The following is a 17432-nucleotide window of genomic DNA, read 5'->3' as shown; positions in this document are numbered from 1 at the left end:
GGCCGGGGCGGGTCCTCAGCCGACGCGGAGCGGCAGGGAGCGGGGCCGCGGATCTGGCCGGTGGACCAGCGCACCGCCGCCGGGTCGGCCAGCGAGGACTCGGGCACCCGGTCGAGCCAGACGTCCAGTGCCACCCGCATCTCCATCCGCGCCAGGTGCGAGCCGACGCAGCGGTGGATGTCCAGGCCGAAGGCGGCGTGCCGGTCGACCTGCCGGTCGACGACCACCTCGTCGGCCCGCTCGAACTGCGCGGGGTCGCGGTCGGCCGCCGAGAAGGACGGCAGCACCCAGTCCTCGGCCCTCATCTCCACGCCGCGCCCGGTCACGTCCTCCTCGACCAGGCGCGCCACGGTGACCGGGGCGTAGGCGCGGAGGAACTCCTCGACGGCGGTGCGCCGCAGCCCCGGCTCGGCGACCAGCCGGCGCCGGTCGTCGGGGTGGCCGGCGAGGTGCCACAGCGAGGCGCCGATCGCGCTCCAGGTGGCGTCGATGCCGGCGACGAGCAGCAGCGCCATCGTCCCGGCGACGTGCGCGGGCTCGAGGCGGCGGCCGTACAGCTCGGCCTCGAGCAGGTGGGTGGTGAGGTCCTCGCGCGCGCTCTTGGTGAACGGCGGCAGCAGCAGCCTGCGCGCGTCGTGGTGGAACGGCGGGTCCGAGGAGATCGGCGGGGTGCCGCCGACCGGCGCGAGCGACCGCGGGGGCCGGACGTTGCCCGCGATGACCGCGCGGGAGGAGAAGTGCTCGGTGTCGTGGGCGACGGCGGCGACGTCCTCGTAGCAGGTGGGCAGCCACGCCCCGCCGAACCGCGCGGTGTGCGCGATCGGGCAGCGCTGCCGCAGGTCGTCCCAGATGCCGATCGCGCCCTGCGCCCACTCCTCCTCGGTGTGCGAGAAGTCGGTGGCCCGGTCCTCGACCGGGCCGCTGCGCACCTCGCTGGACGTGCCGAGGGCCGGGTCCGAGCGCAGGGTGCCGGCGTCGGCGGAGGACCGGTCGTCGACGGTCACCGCGCCGGCTCCTGCTCGAGCACGAGGACGGCGGCCTCGGGGCGGTTGTCGGCGGCGAGCCGCGCGTCGTCCTCCAGCCCGGCCGGCACCTCACCGCCGGGGACGAGGAGGGTCGAGCAGCCCTCGTCGTCGGCCCGAACAGGTCCGGCGCGAGGTCGTAGCAGCGGCCGTGCCCCTGGCACAGCGACGGGTCGATCGAGATCCTCACGGGCGGCTCTCCGTTCCCCGGGCGGGCGGTTCCTGCGGTGCGCGTCCGGCGGCGAGGCGGGCGGGGACGTCGGCGGCCGCACGCGGCGGCACCTCGCGCGTGCCCGCCGCGGTGGCGCCCGGACCGCGGTCCACGTTCCGGATCGGACAGCGGTTCGATCCGCGCCGTCGAGGGCCACGGGTCGCGCGGGAGGGGACGGCGCGTCGCCCGCCCGGCCCCCGCCGACCGGCGCGCGGTGTGACCTTGACAACACCCCGGGCCTGCCCGAGGGTCCTCCTCGCGTTCCGGCACGGAGCACTCCCGGGGCGTCCCGCCGCGGCCCGCGGCGGGCACCGACCGGCCTGAGGCGCGCCGGCGACGTCGCGCCGGAGGAGGCGCCGTGCCCCGCTCCCCCGTCCGCCGGCCCGACACGTCCCCGACCGGGCGGAGCCCCGCGGCGGCGTCCCCGGCCGGCCCGGTCCGCCCGCCCGGGGCCGCGCCCGTGACCGGGCCCGGGCGCTGAGGGTCGGCGTCGTGCCGTCCTGGTGGGAGCGGGCGTGGGCGCGCTGGCTGGTGCACCGGCTGGAGGTGGCGAACCGGCGGTCCGCGTGCCCGCACGACGGGCTCTCCCTGCTCTGCCCGACCTGCCTGGCCGTCGCCGCGGCGGGCCTCCTGCTGCCGGCCGCTCCTCCCGTGCCGCGCGACCGCGGCTGACCGGTCAGTCCCCGTCGTCGGCGAGGACCCGCTCGGCCACGTGCTCGCCGATCGCCAGCGAGGAGGTGGCCGCCGGCGAGGGCGCGTTGCGGACGGTGACGACCGGGCCGAGCCGGTGGACGCGGAAGTCGTCGACCAGGCTGCCGTCCCGGTCGACGGCCTGGGCGCGGACGCCGGCGGGGGCGCGCACCACGTCGTCGTCGGTCAGCGCGGGCACGAACTCCCGGGCCGCGGCGAGGAACACCCGGCGGGACAGCGATCCGCGGAACTCGGCCACGCCCGTGCGCCAGTGCTGCCGGGCCAGCGGGCGCATGCCGGGCCAGGTGAGCGTCCGCAGCAGCTCGGCCGGCCGGACGTCGCGGCGCCGGTAGCCCTCGCGGGCGAACGCGAGGACGGCGTTGGGCCCGACGTCGACCCCGCCGCCGACCCGGCGGGTGAAGTGCACGCCGAGGAAGGGGTACCGGGGGTCGGGCACCGGGTAGATCAGCCCGCGGACCAGGTGCTCGCGCTCGGGCACCAGCCGGAAGTACTCGCCGCGGAACGGCACGATCGCCGGCCCCGCGTCGTCCCCGGCCAGCCGGGACACCGTGTCGCTCTGCAGCCCGGCGCAGACCACCAGCCGGTCGACCGCGAAGGCCTCGCGGCCGGAGGACACCACCACTCCCCCGCCGACCTGCGGCAGCACCGCGGTGACCTCGAAGCCGAGCCGGACGTCGTGGCCCTTGTCCCGCAGGTCGCCGGCCATGGCCCGGGCGACGGCGCGGAAGTCGACGATCGCGGTGTGCGGCGAGTGCAGCGCCGCGACGCCGGCCGCCTCCGGCTCGACCTCGCGCAGCCCCTCGGCGGACAGCCGGCGCAGGCCGGGCACCCCGTTCGCGGTGGCCCGCCGCTCGATCTCGTCCAGGGCGGGCAGCTCGTCGTCGCGGCGGGCGACGACGAGCTTGCCGCACTCGTCGTAGGCCAGGCCGTGCTCGGCGCAGAAGTCGCGCAGCAGGCCGCGGCCGCGGGTGCACAGCCGCGCCTTGAGCGAGCCGGGCGCGTAGTACAGCCCGGCGTGCACCACGCCGCTGTTGTGGCCGGTCTGGTGGACGGCGACGTCGTCCTCCTTGTCCACGACCGTGACGTGCAGGTCGGGCCGGAGCTCGGCCAGCCGGCGGGCGACCGCCAGGCCCACGATCCCGGCGCCGACGACGCCGATCCGGTCGACGGTCCCTGCGGTCACCGGCCACCTCCGTCCCCCGGGCAGGACCGCGAGCCCCGCCGTGGGCAGGGATGGTGCCCGCCCGGGGCAGGGACGGCCAGGCCCCTCGGCGCGCGCCCGGTCAGGCGGCGCCGCGGCGGGACCGGACGGCGGCGGCCAGCTCGGCCAGCAGGGCCTCCGTCGTCGCCGGGTCGACGCAGGCGTCGGTGACGCTCACGCCGTACTCCAGCCGCTCGGGGTGCTCGCGGTCGAGGTCCTGCCGGCCCTCGGCGAGGTTGGACTCGATCATCACGCCGCGGATCGCCCGCTCCCCGCCGGCGACCTGCCCGGCCAGGTCGCCCACGACCGCGGGCTGGCGGCGGTGGTCCTTCTGGCTGTTGCCGTGGGAGGCGTCGACGACGACCACCTCCGGCAGCCCGCGCGCGGCGAGCTTCCGCTTCACCTCGGCGACGTGCGCCGCCGAGTAGTTGGGGCCGTCCTTGGTGCCGCGCAGGATGACGTGGCCGGTGTCGTTGCCGGTGGTCGACAGCTGCGCCGAGACCCCGTGGTGGTCGACGCCGAGGAACTCGTGCGGGGCGCGCGCGGTGACGACGGCCTGGATGGCGGAGTCGACGCTCCCCTCGGGCGAGTTCTTGAAGCCCACCACGGACGAGAAGCCCGACACCCGCTCGCGGGCGGTCTGGTCGGTGACGTTGCGCGCGCCGACGCCGTTGTAGGTGACCAGCCCGTTGACGTACTGCGGCGTGAGCGCGTTGAGCGGCTCGGCGGCGACGGGGACGCCCATGCCGGTGATGCGGCACATGAGCATCCGGGTGGCGACCAGGCCGACGCTGATCCGGTTGGACCCGTCGAGGAACGGGTCGTAGGCGAAGCCCTTCCAGTCGACCTCGGTCCGCGGCTTCTCCGTGTAGGTCCGCATGAGGATCTCGAGGTCGTCGCCGTGCCGCGCCCGCATGCGGCCGAGGAAGGCGGCGTACTCCAGCGCGGCGGCGGGGTCGTGCACCGAGCAGGGGCCGGCGATGACGGCGAGGCGGTCGTCGGCGCCGGTGAGGACGTCGGTGACCGCGGCCCGCGCGGCGCGGGTCGTCGCGGCGGACTCCGGCGACAGCGGGACGACGGTGGCCACCGCCGCGGGGGTGACGACGACGCTCAGGCCGGTGATCCGCGCGTTCACCAGGCCGGACAGGTCGGCGCCGTCCGCCGCCGAGACGCCCACCTGCCGCTGGACGCCGGGCAGCAGGTCGGCGAGCGTGGCGTCGATCTGCGCGTTCACCGTCGTCTGGACGTCGAGCAGCAGGTCGGCGATCCGCGTCGCCGCCTCCAGGATCCGGTCAGCGGGGATGGGGGCCTCCTCGGTCGTTCCCGACCGTCGAGCCAACCACAGCGGCGCAACCGCCCGGCGCCCGGTGGCGCACACCCCGCCCGCGAACTCCGGCGTGACGGGTGTGGCGGCCGGGGCGGGTGGGGCGCGGCGGCGCCGCCCGCGGAGACGGCGCGCGCACCATGGGCGCGTGCCCGCCCGACCGGACGCCGTCGCCGTGCTGCCGGCCGCTCCGGGCGTGTACCGCTTCCGGGACGGCGCCGGGCGCGTCCTCTACGTCGGCCGCGCCACGCACCTGCGCTCCCGCGTCGGCTCCTACTGGGGCGACCTGCGCGACCGCCGCCACCTGCGGCGGATGGTGGGCCGGGTCGCGCGGATCGAGGCGCTGGTCTGCGACTCCGTGCACGAGGCCGCGTGGGCCGAGCGCAACCTGCTCGAGCGGTCGCTGCCCCCGTGGAACCGGATCCCCGGGGGCCTGGAGGTCCCCGTGCGGATCCGGCTGGACCCCTCGGCGGACGCGCCGCGCCTCGACGTCGTCTCCGACGCCCGCCCCGCGCCGGGAGTGCGCCACTTCGGCCCCTACCTCGGCCGCCGCAGGGTGCGGTCGGCCGTCTCCGGGCTGTCCCGCGTGTACCCGCTCGCCCACGCCGGCCCCGGCCGGAGCGCCGGCGAGCGGGAGCTGGCGCGGCTGCGGGGCGCGCAGGACGCCTCCCTCCCGGAGCTCGCCGCCGCGCTGACGGCCGTGCTCGACCGCGAGCCGGGACCGGTCGCCGCCGCGCTGGCGGCGCTCGGCGCCCGGCGGGACGCCGCGGCCGCGGCGCAGGCCTACGAGGCCGCGGCCCGGCTGCAGGAGGAGATCGAGGCCGTGCAGTGGGTGGTCGCGCCGCAGCGGGTCACCGCGCCCGGGGAGCAGGCCGACGGCGACGTCACCGGCTGGACGGGCGAGGTGCTCGTGCGGCTGCGCATCCGGGGTGGCCGGGTGCGCGGCTGGGACCAGGAGCCCTGCGCCCACGCCTCGTCGGGGACGCGCGCGCCGGCCGGGTGGACGCCGTTCCTCCGCCGCAACGCCGAGCTGGCCGCCCGTCTGGTCGCGCTGCCCGTCACCTGAACCCGCGCACCGGTCGACCCGCCGGGCGCCACCCGGGCGCGCGGGGGTTGCGCTCGTGCGGGCGGGCCCACGACCCTGTGGCGGCCGGAGGACCTGACCCCGGGGCCCGTGGCAGCGGGGCGACGCCGCGGCCCCGTCGACCACCGAGTTCACCGAACCGCCCCACTGCGGCCGCACGCCGACCACCGACTCCGGCTGGGATGAGGTCGCGCCCGAGCGATTCCCCACCTGCGGACCACCACCCCCGCGAGACCGACGGAGGCACGACATGGGCACGATCACGACCGACGACGGCACCGAGATCTTCTACAAGGACTGGGGCTCCGGTCAGCCGATCGTCTTCAGCCACGGCTGGCCGCTGTCGGCCGACGACTGGGACGCGCAGATGATGTTCTTCCTGGCCCAGGGCTACCGGGTCATCGCGCACGACCGGCGCGGGCACGGCCGCTCGACCCAGACCGGCGACGGCCACGACATGGACCACTACGCCGACGACCTGGCCGCGCTGACGGTGCACCTCGACCTGCACGACGCCGTGCACGTCGGCCACTCGACCGGCGGCGGCGAGGTCGCGCGCTACCTCGGCCGGCACGGTGAGGAGCGCGTCGCCAAGGCCGTGCTGATCAGCGCGGTGCCGCCGCTCATGGTGCGGACCGACGCCAACCCCGGCGGCCTGCCGAAGAGCGTGTTCGACGACATCCAGACCCAGGTCGCCACCAACCGGTCCCGGTTCTACCGCGACCTGCCGTCGGGGCCGTTCTACGGGTTCAACCGGCCGGGCGCCGAACCGTCGGAGGCGATCATCGCCAACTGGTGGCGCCAGGGGATGATGGGCGGCGCGAAGGCCCACCACGACGGCGTCGTCGCCTTCTCCCAGACCGACTTCACCGACGACCTGCGCAAGATCACGGTGCCGGTCCTCGTGATGCACGGCGACGACGACCAGGTCGTGCCGTACGAGAACTCGGGGCCGCGGTCCGCGGAGCTCCTCCAGAACGCGACGCTGAAGACCTACGCCGGCTTCCCGCACGGCATGCCGACGACGCAGGCCGAGACCATCAACGCCGACCTGCTCGAGTTCATCCGCTCCTGACCCCGTCGCCGTTCCGGGCTGGTCTCCCCACCCGCTCCCGGCCACGGGAGCGGGTGGGAAGACCAGCCCCGGTCGCGGTGTTCAGCCTCTCGCCCGACACAGAGGGAGGCACACGTGACCACCGAGACCGCGATCCTCGCCGGCGGCTGCTTCTGGGGTGCGCAGGACCTGCTGCGCAAGCGCCCGGGGGTGCTCTCGAGCCGCGTCGGGTACTCCGGCGGCGACACCCCGAACGCCACGTACCGCGACCACGGCGACCACGCCGAGGCGGTCGAGATCGTCTTCGACCCCGACGTCATCTCGTTCCGGGAGCTCCTGGAGTTCTTCTTCCAGATCCACGACCCGACGACGGTGGACCGGCAGGGCAACGACGTGGGCCGGAGCTACCGCTCGGCGATCTTCTACACGAGCGAGGAGCAGCGCCAGGTCGCCCTCGACACGATCGCCGACGTCGACGCCTCGGGCCTGTGGCCCGGGAAGGTCGTGACGGAGGTGTCGCCGGCCGGCCCGTTCTGGGAGGCCGAGGAGGAGCACCAGGACTACCTGCAGAAGTACCCGTGGGGCTACACCTGCCACTACGTGCGGCCCGACTGGGTGCTCCCGCGCCGGGAGGCGCAGACCGCTCGATGACGTGAGGTCCCGGCCGGCCCGCCTCACCCGGTGCACCGCCCGCGCACCGGGTCAGCGACGCGACCGGCGAGAGGGGTGGACGTCCCGCCGGGGCGTCCACCCCTGCCGGACCGGGCTCCCGATGGTCTGGCGCTCACGAGTCGACGCAGCCGGGTGCCGCTCCTGTGCCGCAGGTCGTCCCGCTCGAGTCATGCGGCAGGTGACGGCGGCTCGGGTAGGTCCCAGACCCCTCCGAACTCATCAGCGATCAACCGCCAGACCAGTCGACGACCGTCCTCGAGCGACTCGAGCCCGTCGGCCTGAGGCCGGAAGACGACGAACTCGTGAGGGATGACCCTGCCGACCCGGTCTCGCCGACCATCAGGATCCGGGAAACGCAGCGCCACCATCTCGGGCTGCGCCGACGTCTCGGCGACGCGGCGCCAGGCCTCTGGTTTGTCCTCGACACCTGAGAAGGCTGCGTCGTAGACCGGAAGGGGATCGACGTACCCCCCACGACGGAGGAATCGAAAACCCCACGTCCGCCCACGAGTGGCCCAGATGAGCCTCATCTACGGCTCCTGAGGAGGATCTGCTCCTCTTCGCCCTTCTCCAGATCCATCCGGAAACCGGTCAGGGTGGCTCTCAGGTAGTCCCGTTCGGCCAGGGCTTCGGCGTTCGCCTCTCGGAGCTTCTCCCCGACCAGTCTGACCAGGTCGTCCACGCCCGGACCGACGATCCTCACCAGATGCCCCAGCGGGCCGGGCAGTTTGCTCATGCGTCCGGTCAGCACGCGCGCCAGCGGCCCGACGCCGCGCAGCAGCGTCTCGACCACCCTGGCGGGGAGCCGCTTGGCCTGGGCCCACCGGACATGTCGCTCGAACGGGAGCATGGCCGCCAGAGGAAGCACCAACTCCAGACCAACCCGCTCGGTCACCTTGATCTCGCCTGCGTCGAACTTCGCCGACGACAGCAGGATGAAGTCCTCCCCCACCGACAACGCGTCACTGGCTTCCACCAGTCCTGCGATCACCTTGCGCAGTTCGTCGATGTCGTCGGACGCCTTCTCGATGAGGAGGTCCCTGAACCCGAACACATCGAGATCCGGCAGCAGATCGGACTTCGACAGCGCCATGATCCAGATGCGCGGGAACTCGACGAGGGGCTTCTCGTCCTCCAGCAGGTCGTCCTTGAGTGACAGGAGTCCGTTGCGGAAGTTGGCCAGCAACGACTTCAGGTACCGCTCCTCCTCGCCGGAGTTGTCCACCAACCGCTGCGCGTCCACCAGCAACAGGGCGACGTCGGAGACCAGCAGCGACCTGAACGTGTCGACCCTGCGCTGGGCCTCCTCCGACCCGCTGACGTCCTGCTCGAACCAGTCCCCCGGGTAGTCGTGCCACACGAGGCGCAGCGCGTCGAAGGGCCTGGCCTTCGACGCCTTGACGTCGGACCCCTCCTTCAGCCTCACCGAGAAGGAGTAGGACGTGGCCGTGAAGCGGGTGGCGAGGGGCAGCCGCGCCGAATCCCTCATGCCGAGGTAGTTCCGATGCAGCCGAGCTCCCTGACCGATGTCGTCCGCCACGACGTGGAAGAGACCGTTCTTCAGGTACTGAGGCTCCTGCGTGGCTCCGTAGAACGAGGAGAGCAGGACGGTCTTGCCACTGCCGCTCTCGCCGAAGACTGCAATGTGTTGCTCCAGCGCTGCGCTCAGTCGCATGCGAGGAGCCTAGGCGTCGCCCGGATGGATCATGTCGCACGGCACCGATCCGACGGTCGGCGTGCGCAGTCGCGGTGGCGGTGGTGAACGCCTCGTCGACCGGAGCCTGCGGCCGATCCCACGGCCGGACACGTCCGCCGCCGCGCGGGCCATAACCTCACCTGCATGCGTGCCGTGCAGATCACCCGCTTCGGCGGCCCCGAGGTCCTCGACGTCGTCGACCTCCCCGACCCCGTCCCCGGCGACGGCCAGCAGCTCTACGAGGTGAGCGCGGCCGGCGTGAACTACGCCGACACCCACCAGACCGAGGACAGCTACCTCGCCCCGCAGACGCTGCCGCTCATCCCGGGCGCGGAGTTCGTCGGCCGGCCGGTCGGCGGCGGCGAGCGCGTCGTCGGCCTGCTCGACGGCGGCGGCTACGCGGAGAAGGTCGTCGCCGACCCGCGGCTCACCTGGCCGGTGCCCGACGCCGTCACCGACGAGCAGGCCCTCGCCCTCGTGCTGCAGGGCACCACCGCCTGGCACCTGCTGCGCACCAGTGCGCACCTTGCCGCGGGCGAGTCGGTCGTCGTCATCGCCGGCGCCGGCGGGGTCGGCTCGCTGGCCGTCCAGCTGGCCAAGCGGTGGGGCGCCGGGCGGGTCGTCGCGACCGCCTCCAGCCCGGAGAAGCGGGCGCTGGCCGAGGAGCTCGGCGCCGACGCCACCGTCGACCCGGCGCTGGCCGACGACGACCCGAAGACGTTCACCGCCGCGCTGCGGGAGGCCAACGGCGGCAAGCGGGTCGACGTCGTCCTGGAGATGACCGGCGGCAACGTCTTCGACGGCTCGTTCTCCGCGCTGGCGCCGTTCGGCCGGCTCGTGGCCTACGGCATGGCCGGCCGCCGCCCGCCGAAGCCGGTGCAGGCGCCGTCGCTCATGGGCACCAGCCGCGCGGTCGTCGGCTTCTGGCTGGCGCACTGCTTCAGCCGCCCGGCCATGCTCGACGACGCCATGACCGAGCTGCTCCAGCTCACCGCCGACGGGGCGCTCAAGCCGGTCGGCGGCGGCCGCTACCCGCTGACCGCCGTCCGCGAGGCGCACCAGGACATCCTGTCCCGCCGCACCGCCGGCAAGCTCGTCCTCGACCCGACCGAGTAGGGCCCCGGGCCGGGGAGGGTGCCCTCCCCGGCCCGGTCCGTCAGAAGAGGCGCTGCAGGCGCCAGGCCGCGAGACCCAGCCCGCAGGCCAGCAGCAGCGTGGCGACGCGGACGAACCAGTACGAGACGTCCCGCGGCTCGGTGGTGTAGCCGATCTGGCTGCCGAGGTCGTCGTAGACCGCCTCGAGCTCGGCGCGGCTGCGCGCCTCGTTGTACTGCCCGCCGGTCTCGTCGGCGATCTGCCGCAGCGCGTCGCGGTCGATCGGCACCGGCGTCACCTCGCCGCCGATCTCGATCGAGCCGTAGTCGGTGCCGAACGCGATCGTCGACACCGGCACCTCGGCCGCCTGCGCCGCCGCGATGGCCTGCGTGTTCTCCCGGCCCACGGTGTTGTAGCCGTCGGACAGCAGCAGGATCCGCGACGGCGGCAGCTGCTCGGGGTCCTCGACGTCGAGCGTCGACTGGAACGTGGTGATCGTGGTCAGCGAGGTGAAGATCGCCTCGCCGATCGCCGTCGCCTCCGACAGCTCCAGGTTCTGGATCGCGCCGCGCACCTGCTCGCGGTCGGTGGTCGGTGCCACCAGCGTCGAGGCGGTGCCGGAGAACGACACCAGCCCCAGGTTGATCCGCTCCGGGAGGATGTCGACGAAGTCGCTGGCGGCGTCCTTCATCGCCTCGAACCTGCTGGGCTCGATGTCCTCGGCCTGCATCGACAGCGAGACGTCCAGCGCGAGGACGACGGTCGCGGTCTCCCGCGGCACCCGGACCTCGGTGCTCGGCTGCGCCAGCGACAGCACCAGCCCCAGCAGCGCGGTCAGCGTCAGGCCGAACGCGACGTGCCGCACCCAGCCGGCCCGCTTCGGCAGCAGGCTCTGCGCCAGCCCGGTCTGGGAGAACCGCGCCGCGTACACCCGGCGGCGCAGCTGGCGGACGACGTAGAGGACCGCCAGCGCGACGACGGGGACGAGCGCGATCAGCCACAGCGGTGACTGGAAACTCACGGGCGGGCCTCTCTCGTGGTGCGGGGGGAGCTCACCGGGACGCCCCGCCGCTGCCGGCGCGCCGCCGGTCGGCGACGAACCGGACGACGTCCATCACCCAGTCGCGGTCGGTGCGCAGCTGCAGGTGCCCGGCCCCGGCGCGGCGCAGCGAGGCGGCGATCGCCCGCCGCTGCTCGGCCGCGGCCTCGGCGAAGCGGGCGCGGAAGCGCGGGTCGCCGGTGGGCACCTCGAGCGTCTGCCCGGTCTCCGGGTCGACGACGGTCAGCGGGCCGACGTCGGGCAGCTCCAGCTCGCGCGGGTCGACCACCTCGATGGCCAGCAGCTCGTGCCGGGCGCCCAGACCCCGCAGCGGGCGCTCCCAGTCCAGGTCGCCGAGGAAGTCGGAGACGACGACCACCAGCCCGCGGCGGCGCGGCGGGCGGCGCAGCGTCTCCAGCGCGGCGGCCAGGTCGCCGCGGCGGCCGGTCGTGGCCCGCGGGGTGGCGACGACGGCGCGCAGCAGCCGGTCGGCGGCCAGCCGCCCCGCCTGCGCCGGGTACCGGTCGACCCGCTCGCCGGTGGTGACGACGGCGCCGAGCCGGTTGCCGCCGCGCACCGTGAGGTGGCTGACCGCGGCGAGCCCGGCGATCGCGAGGTCCCGCTTGTCGCAGTTGCCGGTGCCGAAGTCGAGGCTGGCCGAGAGGTCGACCACCGCCCACGTCTCCAGCTCGCGGTCGGCGACCGTCTCGCGGACGTGCGGCACCTGCGTGCGGGCGGTCACCGGCCAGTCCATGCGCCGGACGTCGTCGCCGGGGTGGTAGGTCCGGGAGTCGCCGGCCTCGCTGCCGGAGCCGGGCACCAGACCGAGGTGGTCGCCCTGCAGCAGCCCGTCCAGGCGCCGGCGGACGGTGAGCTCCAGCCGCTGCAGCAGCACGTCGGCCGGGCCCTCGCCGAAGTGCGGCAGGTCGCCGTCGGGGTCGGCCGTCGCGACGGCAGGGGCGCCGGCGTCGGGCTCGTCGGCGGGCGCGGCCGGGTCCTCCCCGGTCCGCGCCCGGCCGCGCCGCAGTCTCACGCCTGCGGGGTCCCCGGGACGTGCCCGTTGCCGCCGGGAGCCTGGGGCGCCTGGCCGTTGCCGGTCCGGGCCTGCGGGGGCTGGCCGTTGGGGACCGGGCCGCCGGGCTGGGGCTGCGGGGCGGGCGGGAAGCCGGGCCCGTAGGGGCCCTGCGGACCGGCCGGTGGCGGGCCGTACTGCGGCGCCCCCGGCGGCGGCACCTGCGGCCCGCCCGGCGCGGCCGGGCCGAAGCCGCCGGCCCGCTGCCGCGGGGTGACCTGGGGCAGCGGCACCGTCTGCAGGATCCGCTTGACCACGTGGTCGGCGGGCACGCCGTCGGCCAGCGCGTCGTAGGACAGCACCAGCCGGTGGCGCAGCACGTCGGTGGTGACGTCGAGGACGTCCTGCGGCAGCACGTAGTCGCGGCCGCGGACCAGGGCCAGCGCCCGGCTGGCGGCGATCAGGCCGAGCGAGGCGCGCGGGCTCGCGCCGTAGGAGACCCACGAGGCGACGTCGTCCATGCCGTGCTCGCGCGGCTGCCGGGTGGCGACGACGAGCCGGACGACGTAGTCGACCAGCGCGTGGTGCACGAACACCTGCGAGGCGGTGCGCTGCATCCGGCGCAGGTCCTCGGGGCCGAGGACGGTCTCGGGCACCGGCGGGTTCGCGCCCATCCGGTAGATGATCTCGCGCTCCTCCTCCGGCGTCGGGTAGTCGACGAGCACCTTCATGAGGAAGCGGTCGCGCTGGGCCTCGGGCAGCGGGTAGACGCCCTCGGACTCGATCGGGTTCTGCGTGGCCAGCACGAGGAACGGGTCGGGCAGCGGGTGGGTGACGCCGCCGATGGAGACCTGCCGCTCGGCCATGACCTCCAGCAGCGCCGACTGCACCTTCGCCGGCGCGCGGTTGATCTCGTCGGTCAGGACGAAGTTGGCGAACACCGGGCCGAGCTCGGTGTCGAAGGCGTCCTGCCCGGCCTTGTAGATGCGGGTGCCGAGGATGTCGGCCGGCACCAGGTCGGGGGTGAACTGCAGGCGGGCGAACTTCCCGCCGACGACGGTGGCCAGCGTCTCGACGGCGAGGGTCTTCGCGACGCCGGGCACGCCCTCGAGCAGCACGTGGCCGCGGGCGAGCAGGGCCACCAGCATCCGCTCGACCAGCCGGTCCTGGCCGACGATGACCCGCTTGATCTCGAACAGCGCGCGCTCCAGCAGCGCGGCGTCCACCGAGGGCGGGACCGGTGCGCCGGCGGGCTTCTCGAGCGGGGTGCTGGCGGCGGTGGTCACAGGGCTCCCTGTCGTGCCGGTCCGCGGCCTCCGGACGCGTCACGGGAGCGACACGGGGGCCGGTGACGGGGCCTCTCGCCCGTCCCACGAGCCAGTGTCCTACACGCGGCCGGGAGTCCGACCGCCGTGCGCGCTGGCACGCCGGGCGCCCGTCCCGGGGTGCTCCGCGCGACGCGCCGGGCGACGCGCCGATCGGATGACGAAGGCCGCGGCGCGCCGGGTCTTCCCCCTGCCCCGCCGGGGCCCCTGCTGCTAGCGTGGCCCCTGCGTCGGGCAGCTCCCCCCGTGGCTGCCCGACGCCCCGAACTCTCGCCCCGCCCGCTCCCCGTGGCCTCCCCGCAGGGTCCCTCCGCGAGCCTGCGAGCGGCGGGGGCAGCGAGGTCCTCCCTCAGGCGGTCGGCCGCACGGCTCCGAAGTAGTCGCTGCCGTACCACATCGACGACACCCGGACGACGTCCCCGCTCTGCGGCGCCTGCACCACCTTGCCGTCGCCGATGTAGAGCGCCACGTGGTAGATGTCCAGGTACGAGCTGCCGTTGGCCCAGAAGACCAGGTCACCGGCGCGCAGGTCCGCCCGGGCGACGGTCTTGCCGCGGTTGAGCCACCACTGGTCGCGGCTGGTGCCGCCGATCCGGATGCCGGCCTGGGCGTAGGCGTACTCGGTCAGCCCCGAGCAGTCGAAGCCGTAGACCCGGGTGTCCGGCGGGATGCCGTAGGACGGGCCGTTGGCGCCGCCACCGCCCCAGCTGTAGGGCAGGCCGCGCTGCGACAGCGCCGCGTCGACGGCCGTCTGCACCGCCGAGCCGGAGGGCGCGCCGGCCGTCGTGGTGGCCGGTGGCGTCGGGTTGCTGCTCGACGACCCGCCCGACGACCCGCCCGACGACGACCCGCCCGACGGCGGGCGGCCCGAGGACGAGCCCGACGACGACGAGGACGACGACGACGAGGAGGAGGACGAGGAGGAGGACGAGCTGCCGGCCGGGCCGCGCGACGGCGCGGCCTGGCTCGCCGAGGCGGCCGCCGCCTGGCGGGCGGCCTGGGCGGACGCGGCCGCGGCGGCGGCCTCGGCGGCGTCCTGCTCCGCCTGCATGCCGGCGACCTGCTGCCCGGCGGCCTCGGCCTGCGCGGCGACGGCGTCGCGCTGCTCGGCGAGCGCGGCGCTCTGCTCGCGGGAGGCGGTCTCCTGGGCCTGCGCGCCGGCCAGCGCCCGGGCGGCCTGCTCCTGCAGGGTCTCGGCCTGCACGGACGCCGTCTGCGCCTGCTGCTGGGCCTGGGTGGCCTGCTCCTGCAGCACGGTCAGCTCGCCGACGACGTCGACGCGGTGGGTGCCGGCCGCCTCGAGTAGCGCGGCGCGCTCGACCAGCTGGGCGGGGCCGGCGGCGGAGAGCAGCGCGGTGGCGCCGGGCGCGGTGCTGCCCTGCATGTAGACCGTGCGGGCGTGGCGGGCGACCTGCGTGCGGCCCTCGGCGAGGTCGGCGTCGGCCTGCGCGGCGGCGGCCGTGGCGGCGTCGGCGGCCGTGCGGGCGGCCTCGTAGGCGGCCTGCGTCTCCTCGTAGTCCTGCAGCGCGATCTGCGCGGCCTGGTGCGCCTCCGCGGCGGCGGCCTCGGCCTGGGCCAGCTGGGCGCTGAGCACGCCGACCTGCGCGGCGGCCGCGTCGCGGGCGGCCTCGGCGGCGGCGATCTCGGCGTCGCTCGGCGCGGCCGACGCGGTGCCCGGCGTCAGCCCGAGGACGACCAGCCCGGCGACCGCCGTGCCCGCCGCCCGGACCGCCCAGCGGTGATGTCGCGTGCGCGTACCCGTACCCACGTGCCGACCCCTCCCGGTGCGCCGGCGTCGCAGGCCGGGCGCTGGTCTCCGGGCGCCCGTGCGGGCGCCACCCGGACCGGTTGTCGACCGGTCCGGGTGACCTCCGGAGGGGCAGGCGGGCGGATCTCCCCCCTAGGGGGGAGCGCGCTAGTTCACCTGGCGGCCGCCGGTCCCCGACCAGAACGGCTCGCGCAGCTTGAACTTCTGGATCTTGCCGGTGGCGGTGCGGGCCAGCTCGTCGCGGAACTCGACCCGCTTGGGCGCCTTGTAGCCGGCCAGCCGGGACCGGCAGTGGGCGATGATCTCCGCCTCGGTCGCCGTCTCGCCCTCGGCGAGCACCACCAGCGCGGTCACCAGCTCGCCCCACTTGTCGTCCGGGATGCCGATGACGGCGACCTCGGCGACGGCGGGGTGGCTGAAGACGGCGTCCTCGACCTCGATCGAGGAGACGTTCTCACCGCCGGTGATGATCACGTCCTTCTTGCGGTCGGAGATCGTCAGGTAGCCGCCGTCGTCGAGGCTGCCGCCGTCGCCGGTGTGGAACCAGCCGCCCTCCAGTGCCTCGGCGGAGGCGTCGGGGTTCTCCCAGTAGCCGGCGAGCACGGTGTTGCCCTGCGCCAGCACCTCCCCGGACTCGCTCACCGCGATGCGGGTGCCGATCGCCGGCACGCCGGCGCGCGACAGCCGCCTGGCGCGCTCCTCGGGGTCGAGCTCGTCGTACTCGGCGCGCGGCCGGTTGATCGTGAGCAGCGGCGCGGTCTCGGTGAGGCCGTAGATCTGGTTGAACTCCCAGCCGAGCTCGGCCTCGACCCGGGCGATCGTCCGCGACGGCGGCGGCGCCCCGGCGACGACGATGCGCACCCGGTCGCGGCCGGGGACCTCGCCGTCCCACTCGGCGGCGGCGTCGAGGACGGCGTTCCACACCGCCGGCGCGCCGGACATCATCGTGACGCCGTGCCGCTCGACCCGGCGCAGGATCTCCGCGCCGTCCACCTTGCGCAGCACCACCTGGCGGGCGCCGACGCCGGCCATCGTGTACGGCAGGCCCCAGCCGTTGCAGTGGAACATCGGCAGCGTGTGCATGTAGACGTCGCGGTCGCCGACCTGCATGTGCATGCCGAAGGTGACCGCGTTGACCCAGATGTTCCGGTGGGTCATCTGCACGCCCTTGGGCCGCGCCGTCGTCCCGCTCGTGTAGTTGATCGTGGCGGTGGCGTCCTCGTCGGGCTCGCTCCACGGCCGCGGCTCGGCGTCGGAGGCCAGCAGCTGCTCGTACTCCTCGCCGGTGGTGAACCGGTGCTCGGCCTCGACGCCCTTGAGGCTCGCCTCCAGCTCGGGGTCGACCAGCAGCACGCGCGCGCCGCAGTGCCCGACGATGTAGGAGACCTCCTCGGGGTTGAGCCGGAAGTTGACCGGCACCGCCACGCGCCCCGACGACGGGACGGCGAGCAGCACCTCGAGCAGCCGGGCGGCGTTGTGGCTGACGACCGCGATCCGCTCGCCCTCCCCCACGCCGAGCGCGTCGAGGCCGGCCTGCAGCGCGCGGCCGCGGCGGGCCACCTCGCGCCAGCTCACCTCGCCCACCGACGGGGCGGGCTGGTCCGGTTCGTCCACGACGCCGACGCGGTCGCCGTAGACCAGCTCGGCGCGGTCGAGGAAGTCGCGGGTGGTGAGGGGCACGCGCATGCCGGGCTCCCGGTGGCCAGGGCTGCCGGCGCGCCGGTCAGCCGCTCGACGTGGTCGGGGTCACGCTAGCCGCTGACGAGCAGCAGCCACCCGGCCGCGACCGTGCCGAGGGTGGCGGCCACCGCGCGGACGGTGTCCGCCCGCAGCAGCCGGCCGAACGCGCCGGCGTCGAACCCCTCGCCCAGCCGCCGGTGCAGCGGCACGGCGAGCAGCGCGGTGACGCCGAGGACGACGGCCAGGCAGGCGCCGCCCGCGAGCACCGGCAGGAGCGGGACGCCGTCGGGCCGGGCGGCCAGCAGCCACAGCGTGGTGACGCCCTGCCCGGCGAACAGCGGGCCCACGACCCGGGACACCCGCCGCTGGTGCGCCTGCTCGTAGGCCGGGAACGCCGCGGCCGGGACCTGCGCGAACTGCGGGTAGACCAGTGCCCGCACGGTCCACTGGAAGCCGGCGTAGGCCGCCGTCAGCGCCAGGTGGACGACGAGCAGGGTCACCGCGTCCGCAGGACGCGCGCCCGCCGCGGCAGCTCGTC

Annotated in this window: 16 protein-coding genes and 1 pseudogene; 6 read left to right on the top strand and 11 right to left on the bottom strand. The window is 75.4% G+C overall.

Features of this window, described 5'->3' with window-relative positions; all coding sequences use genetic code 11:
* Nucleotides 1-182 precede the first annotated feature (182 nt).
* Nucleotides 183-557, bottom strand: a pseudogene (locus ACI8AB_RS07505) (cytochrome P450); the annotation flags it as partial.
* Nucleotides 558-579: 22 nt separating this feature from the next.
* Between ACI8AB_RS07505 and ACI8AB_RS07500 the strand changes: the two are divergent.
* Nucleotides 580-777 (top strand): hypothetical protein, encoded by a 198-nt coding sequence (locus ACI8AB_RS07500; RefSeq protein ID WP_456949592.1) that lies wholly within the window; start codon nucleotides 580-582, stop codon nucleotides 775-777.
* 948 nt (nucleotides 778-1725) lie between these two features.
* Nucleotides 1726-1905, top strand: coding sequence for a hypothetical protein (locus ACI8AB_RS07495; protein WP_456949591.1), 180 nt, complete (start codon nucleotides 1726-1728; stop codon nucleotides 1903-1905).
* Between the two features lie 4 nt (nucleotides 1906-1909).
* On the opposite strand, the gene lhgO is transcribed toward ACI8AB_RS07495, so the two are convergent.
* Nucleotides 1910-3127: an L-2-hydroxyglutarate oxidase gene (lhgO, locus tag ACI8AB_RS07490; RefSeq protein ID WP_387989741.1), complete on the bottom strand. Its 1218-nt coding sequence runs from the start codon at nucleotides 3125-3127 to the stop codon at nucleotides 1910-1912.
* Between the two features lie 100 nt (nucleotides 3128-3227).
* Nucleotides 3228-4484, bottom strand: a complete 1257-nt coding sequence (locus tag ACI8AB_RS07485; RefSeq protein WP_456949590.1) for a 3-deoxy-7-phosphoheptulonate synthase — start codon at nucleotides 4482-4484, stop codon at nucleotides 3228-3230.
* A gap of 133 nt (nucleotides 4485-4617) precedes the next feature.
* Here ACI8AB_RS07485 and ACI8AB_RS07480 point away from each other — a divergent pair, with 133 nt between their 5' ends.
* The 3 genes from ACI8AB_RS07480 (at nucleotide 4618) to msrA (ending at nucleotide 7258) form a co-directional block, all read left to right on the top strand.
* Complete coding sequence (locus ACI8AB_RS07480) at nucleotides 4618-5535, top strand: hypothetical protein (protein ID WP_456949589.1); 918 nt, start codon at nucleotides 4618-4620, stop codon at nucleotides 5533-5535.
* A gap of 268 nt (nucleotides 5536-5803) precedes the next feature.
* Nucleotides 5804-6628 (top strand): alpha/beta fold hydrolase, encoded by an 825-nt coding sequence (locus tag ACI8AB_RS07475; RefSeq protein WP_456949588.1) that lies wholly within the window; start codon nucleotides 5804-5806, stop codon nucleotides 6626-6628.
* A 114-nt stretch (nucleotides 6629-6742) separates the two neighbouring features.
* The gene (gene msrA / locus ACI8AB_RS07470; protein ID WP_456902974.1) at nucleotides 6743-7258 is read left to right on the top strand and encodes a peptide-methionine (S)-S-oxide reductase MsrA; all 516 of its coding nucleotides are present in this window, start codon (nucleotides 6743-6745) and stop codon (nucleotides 7256-7258) included.
* 188 nt (nucleotides 7259-7446) lie between these two features.
* Here the strand turns inward: msrA and ACI8AB_RS07465 are convergent, their stop codons facing one another.
* Both ACI8AB_RS07465 and ACI8AB_RS07460 read right to left on the bottom strand, forming a co-directional pair.
* Nucleotides 7447-7809, bottom strand: coding sequence for a hypothetical protein (locus ACI8AB_RS07465; RefSeq protein WP_456949587.1), 363 nt, complete (start codon nucleotides 7807-7809; stop codon nucleotides 7447-7449).
* Nucleotides 7806-8954: an ATP/GTP-binding protein gene (locus ACI8AB_RS07460; protein WP_456949586.1), complete on the bottom strand. Its 1149-nt coding sequence runs from the start codon at nucleotides 8952-8954 to the stop codon at nucleotides 7806-7808. The genes ACI8AB_RS07465 and ACI8AB_RS07460 overlap by 4 nt, the downstream gene beginning before the upstream one ends.
* Before the next feature lie 165 nt (nucleotides 8955-9119).
* Here ACI8AB_RS07460 and ACI8AB_RS07455 point away from each other — a divergent pair, with 165 nt between their 5' ends.
* Entirely contained in the window at nucleotides 9120-10091 is a 972-nt protein-coding gene (locus ACI8AB_RS07455; protein ID WP_456949585.1) for a quinone oxidoreductase family protein, read from the top strand.
* A 40-nt stretch (nucleotides 10092-10131) separates the two neighbouring features.
* Here ACI8AB_RS07455 and ACI8AB_RS07450 read toward each other — a convergent pair whose 3' ends face one another.
* From ACI8AB_RS07450 to ACI8AB_RS07425, 6 genes are all read right to left on the bottom strand, one after another.
* Nucleotides 10132-11091, bottom strand: a complete 960-nt coding sequence (locus tag ACI8AB_RS07450; protein ID WP_456949584.1) for a VWA domain-containing protein — start codon at nucleotides 11089-11091, stop codon at nucleotides 10132-10134.
* Nucleotides 11092-11122: 31 nt separating this feature from the next.
* On the bottom strand, nucleotides 11123-12142 hold the full coding sequence (locus tag ACI8AB_RS07445) for a DUF58 domain-containing protein (RefSeq protein ID WP_456949583.1): 1020 nt from the start codon (nucleotides 12140-12142) through the stop codon (nucleotides 11123-11125).
* Entirely contained in the window at nucleotides 12139-13407 is a 1269-nt protein-coding gene (locus ACI8AB_RS07440; RefSeq protein WP_456949582.1) for an AAA family ATPase, read from the bottom strand. Before ACI8AB_RS07440 ends, ACI8AB_RS07445 begins: the two co-directional genes overlap by 4 nt.
* A 388-nt stretch (nucleotides 13408-13795) precedes the next feature.
* Complete coding sequence (locus ACI8AB_RS07435; protein WP_456949581.1) at nucleotides 13796-15214, bottom strand: C40 family peptidase; 1419 nt, start codon at nucleotides 15212-15214, stop codon at nucleotides 13796-13798.
* Nucleotides 15215-15361: 147 nt separating this feature from the next.
* Nucleotides 15362-16900, bottom strand: coding sequence for an AMP-binding protein (locus tag ACI8AB_RS07430; RefSeq protein ID WP_456949580.1), 1539 nt, complete (start codon nucleotides 16898-16900; stop codon nucleotides 15362-15364).
* Between the two features lie 65 nt (nucleotides 16901-16965).
* Nucleotides 16966-17394, bottom strand: a complete 429-nt coding sequence (locus tag ACI8AB_RS07425; RefSeq protein ID WP_456949579.1) for a DUF1772 domain-containing protein — start codon at nucleotides 17392-17394, stop codon at nucleotides 16966-16968.
* Nucleotides 17395-17432 lie beyond the last annotated feature (38 nt).

The sequence above is a fragment of the Geodermatophilus sp. SYSU D00698 genome, assembly GCF_054050335.1.
The sequence above is the reverse complement of the archived record's forward strand: the minus strand, read 5'-3'. Positions and strand labels throughout refer to the sequence as shown.

Bases quoted from the DNA above. Each gene is read 5' to 3' on its own strand.
- ACI8AB_RS07475 (WP_456949588.1), top strand. From the start codon at position 5,804: ATGGGCACGATCACGACCGACGACGGCACCGAGATCTTCTACAAGGAC.
- ACI8AB_RS07465 (WP_456949587.1), bottom strand. From the start codon at position 7,809: ATGAGGCTCATCTGGGCCACTCGTGGGCGGACGTGGGGTTTTCGATTC.
- ACI8AB_RS07460 (WP_456949586.1), bottom strand. From the start codon at position 8,954: ATGCGACTGAGCGCAGCGCTGGAGCAACACATTGCAGTCTTCGGCGAG.
- ACI8AB_RS07455 (WP_456949585.1), top strand. From the start codon at position 9,120: ATGCGTGCCGTGCAGATCACCCGCTTCGGCGGCCCCGAGGTCCTCGAC.
- ACI8AB_RS07430 (WP_456949580.1), bottom strand. From the start codon at position 16,900: ATGCGCGTGCCCCTCACCACCCGCGACTTCCTCGACCGCGCCGAGCTG.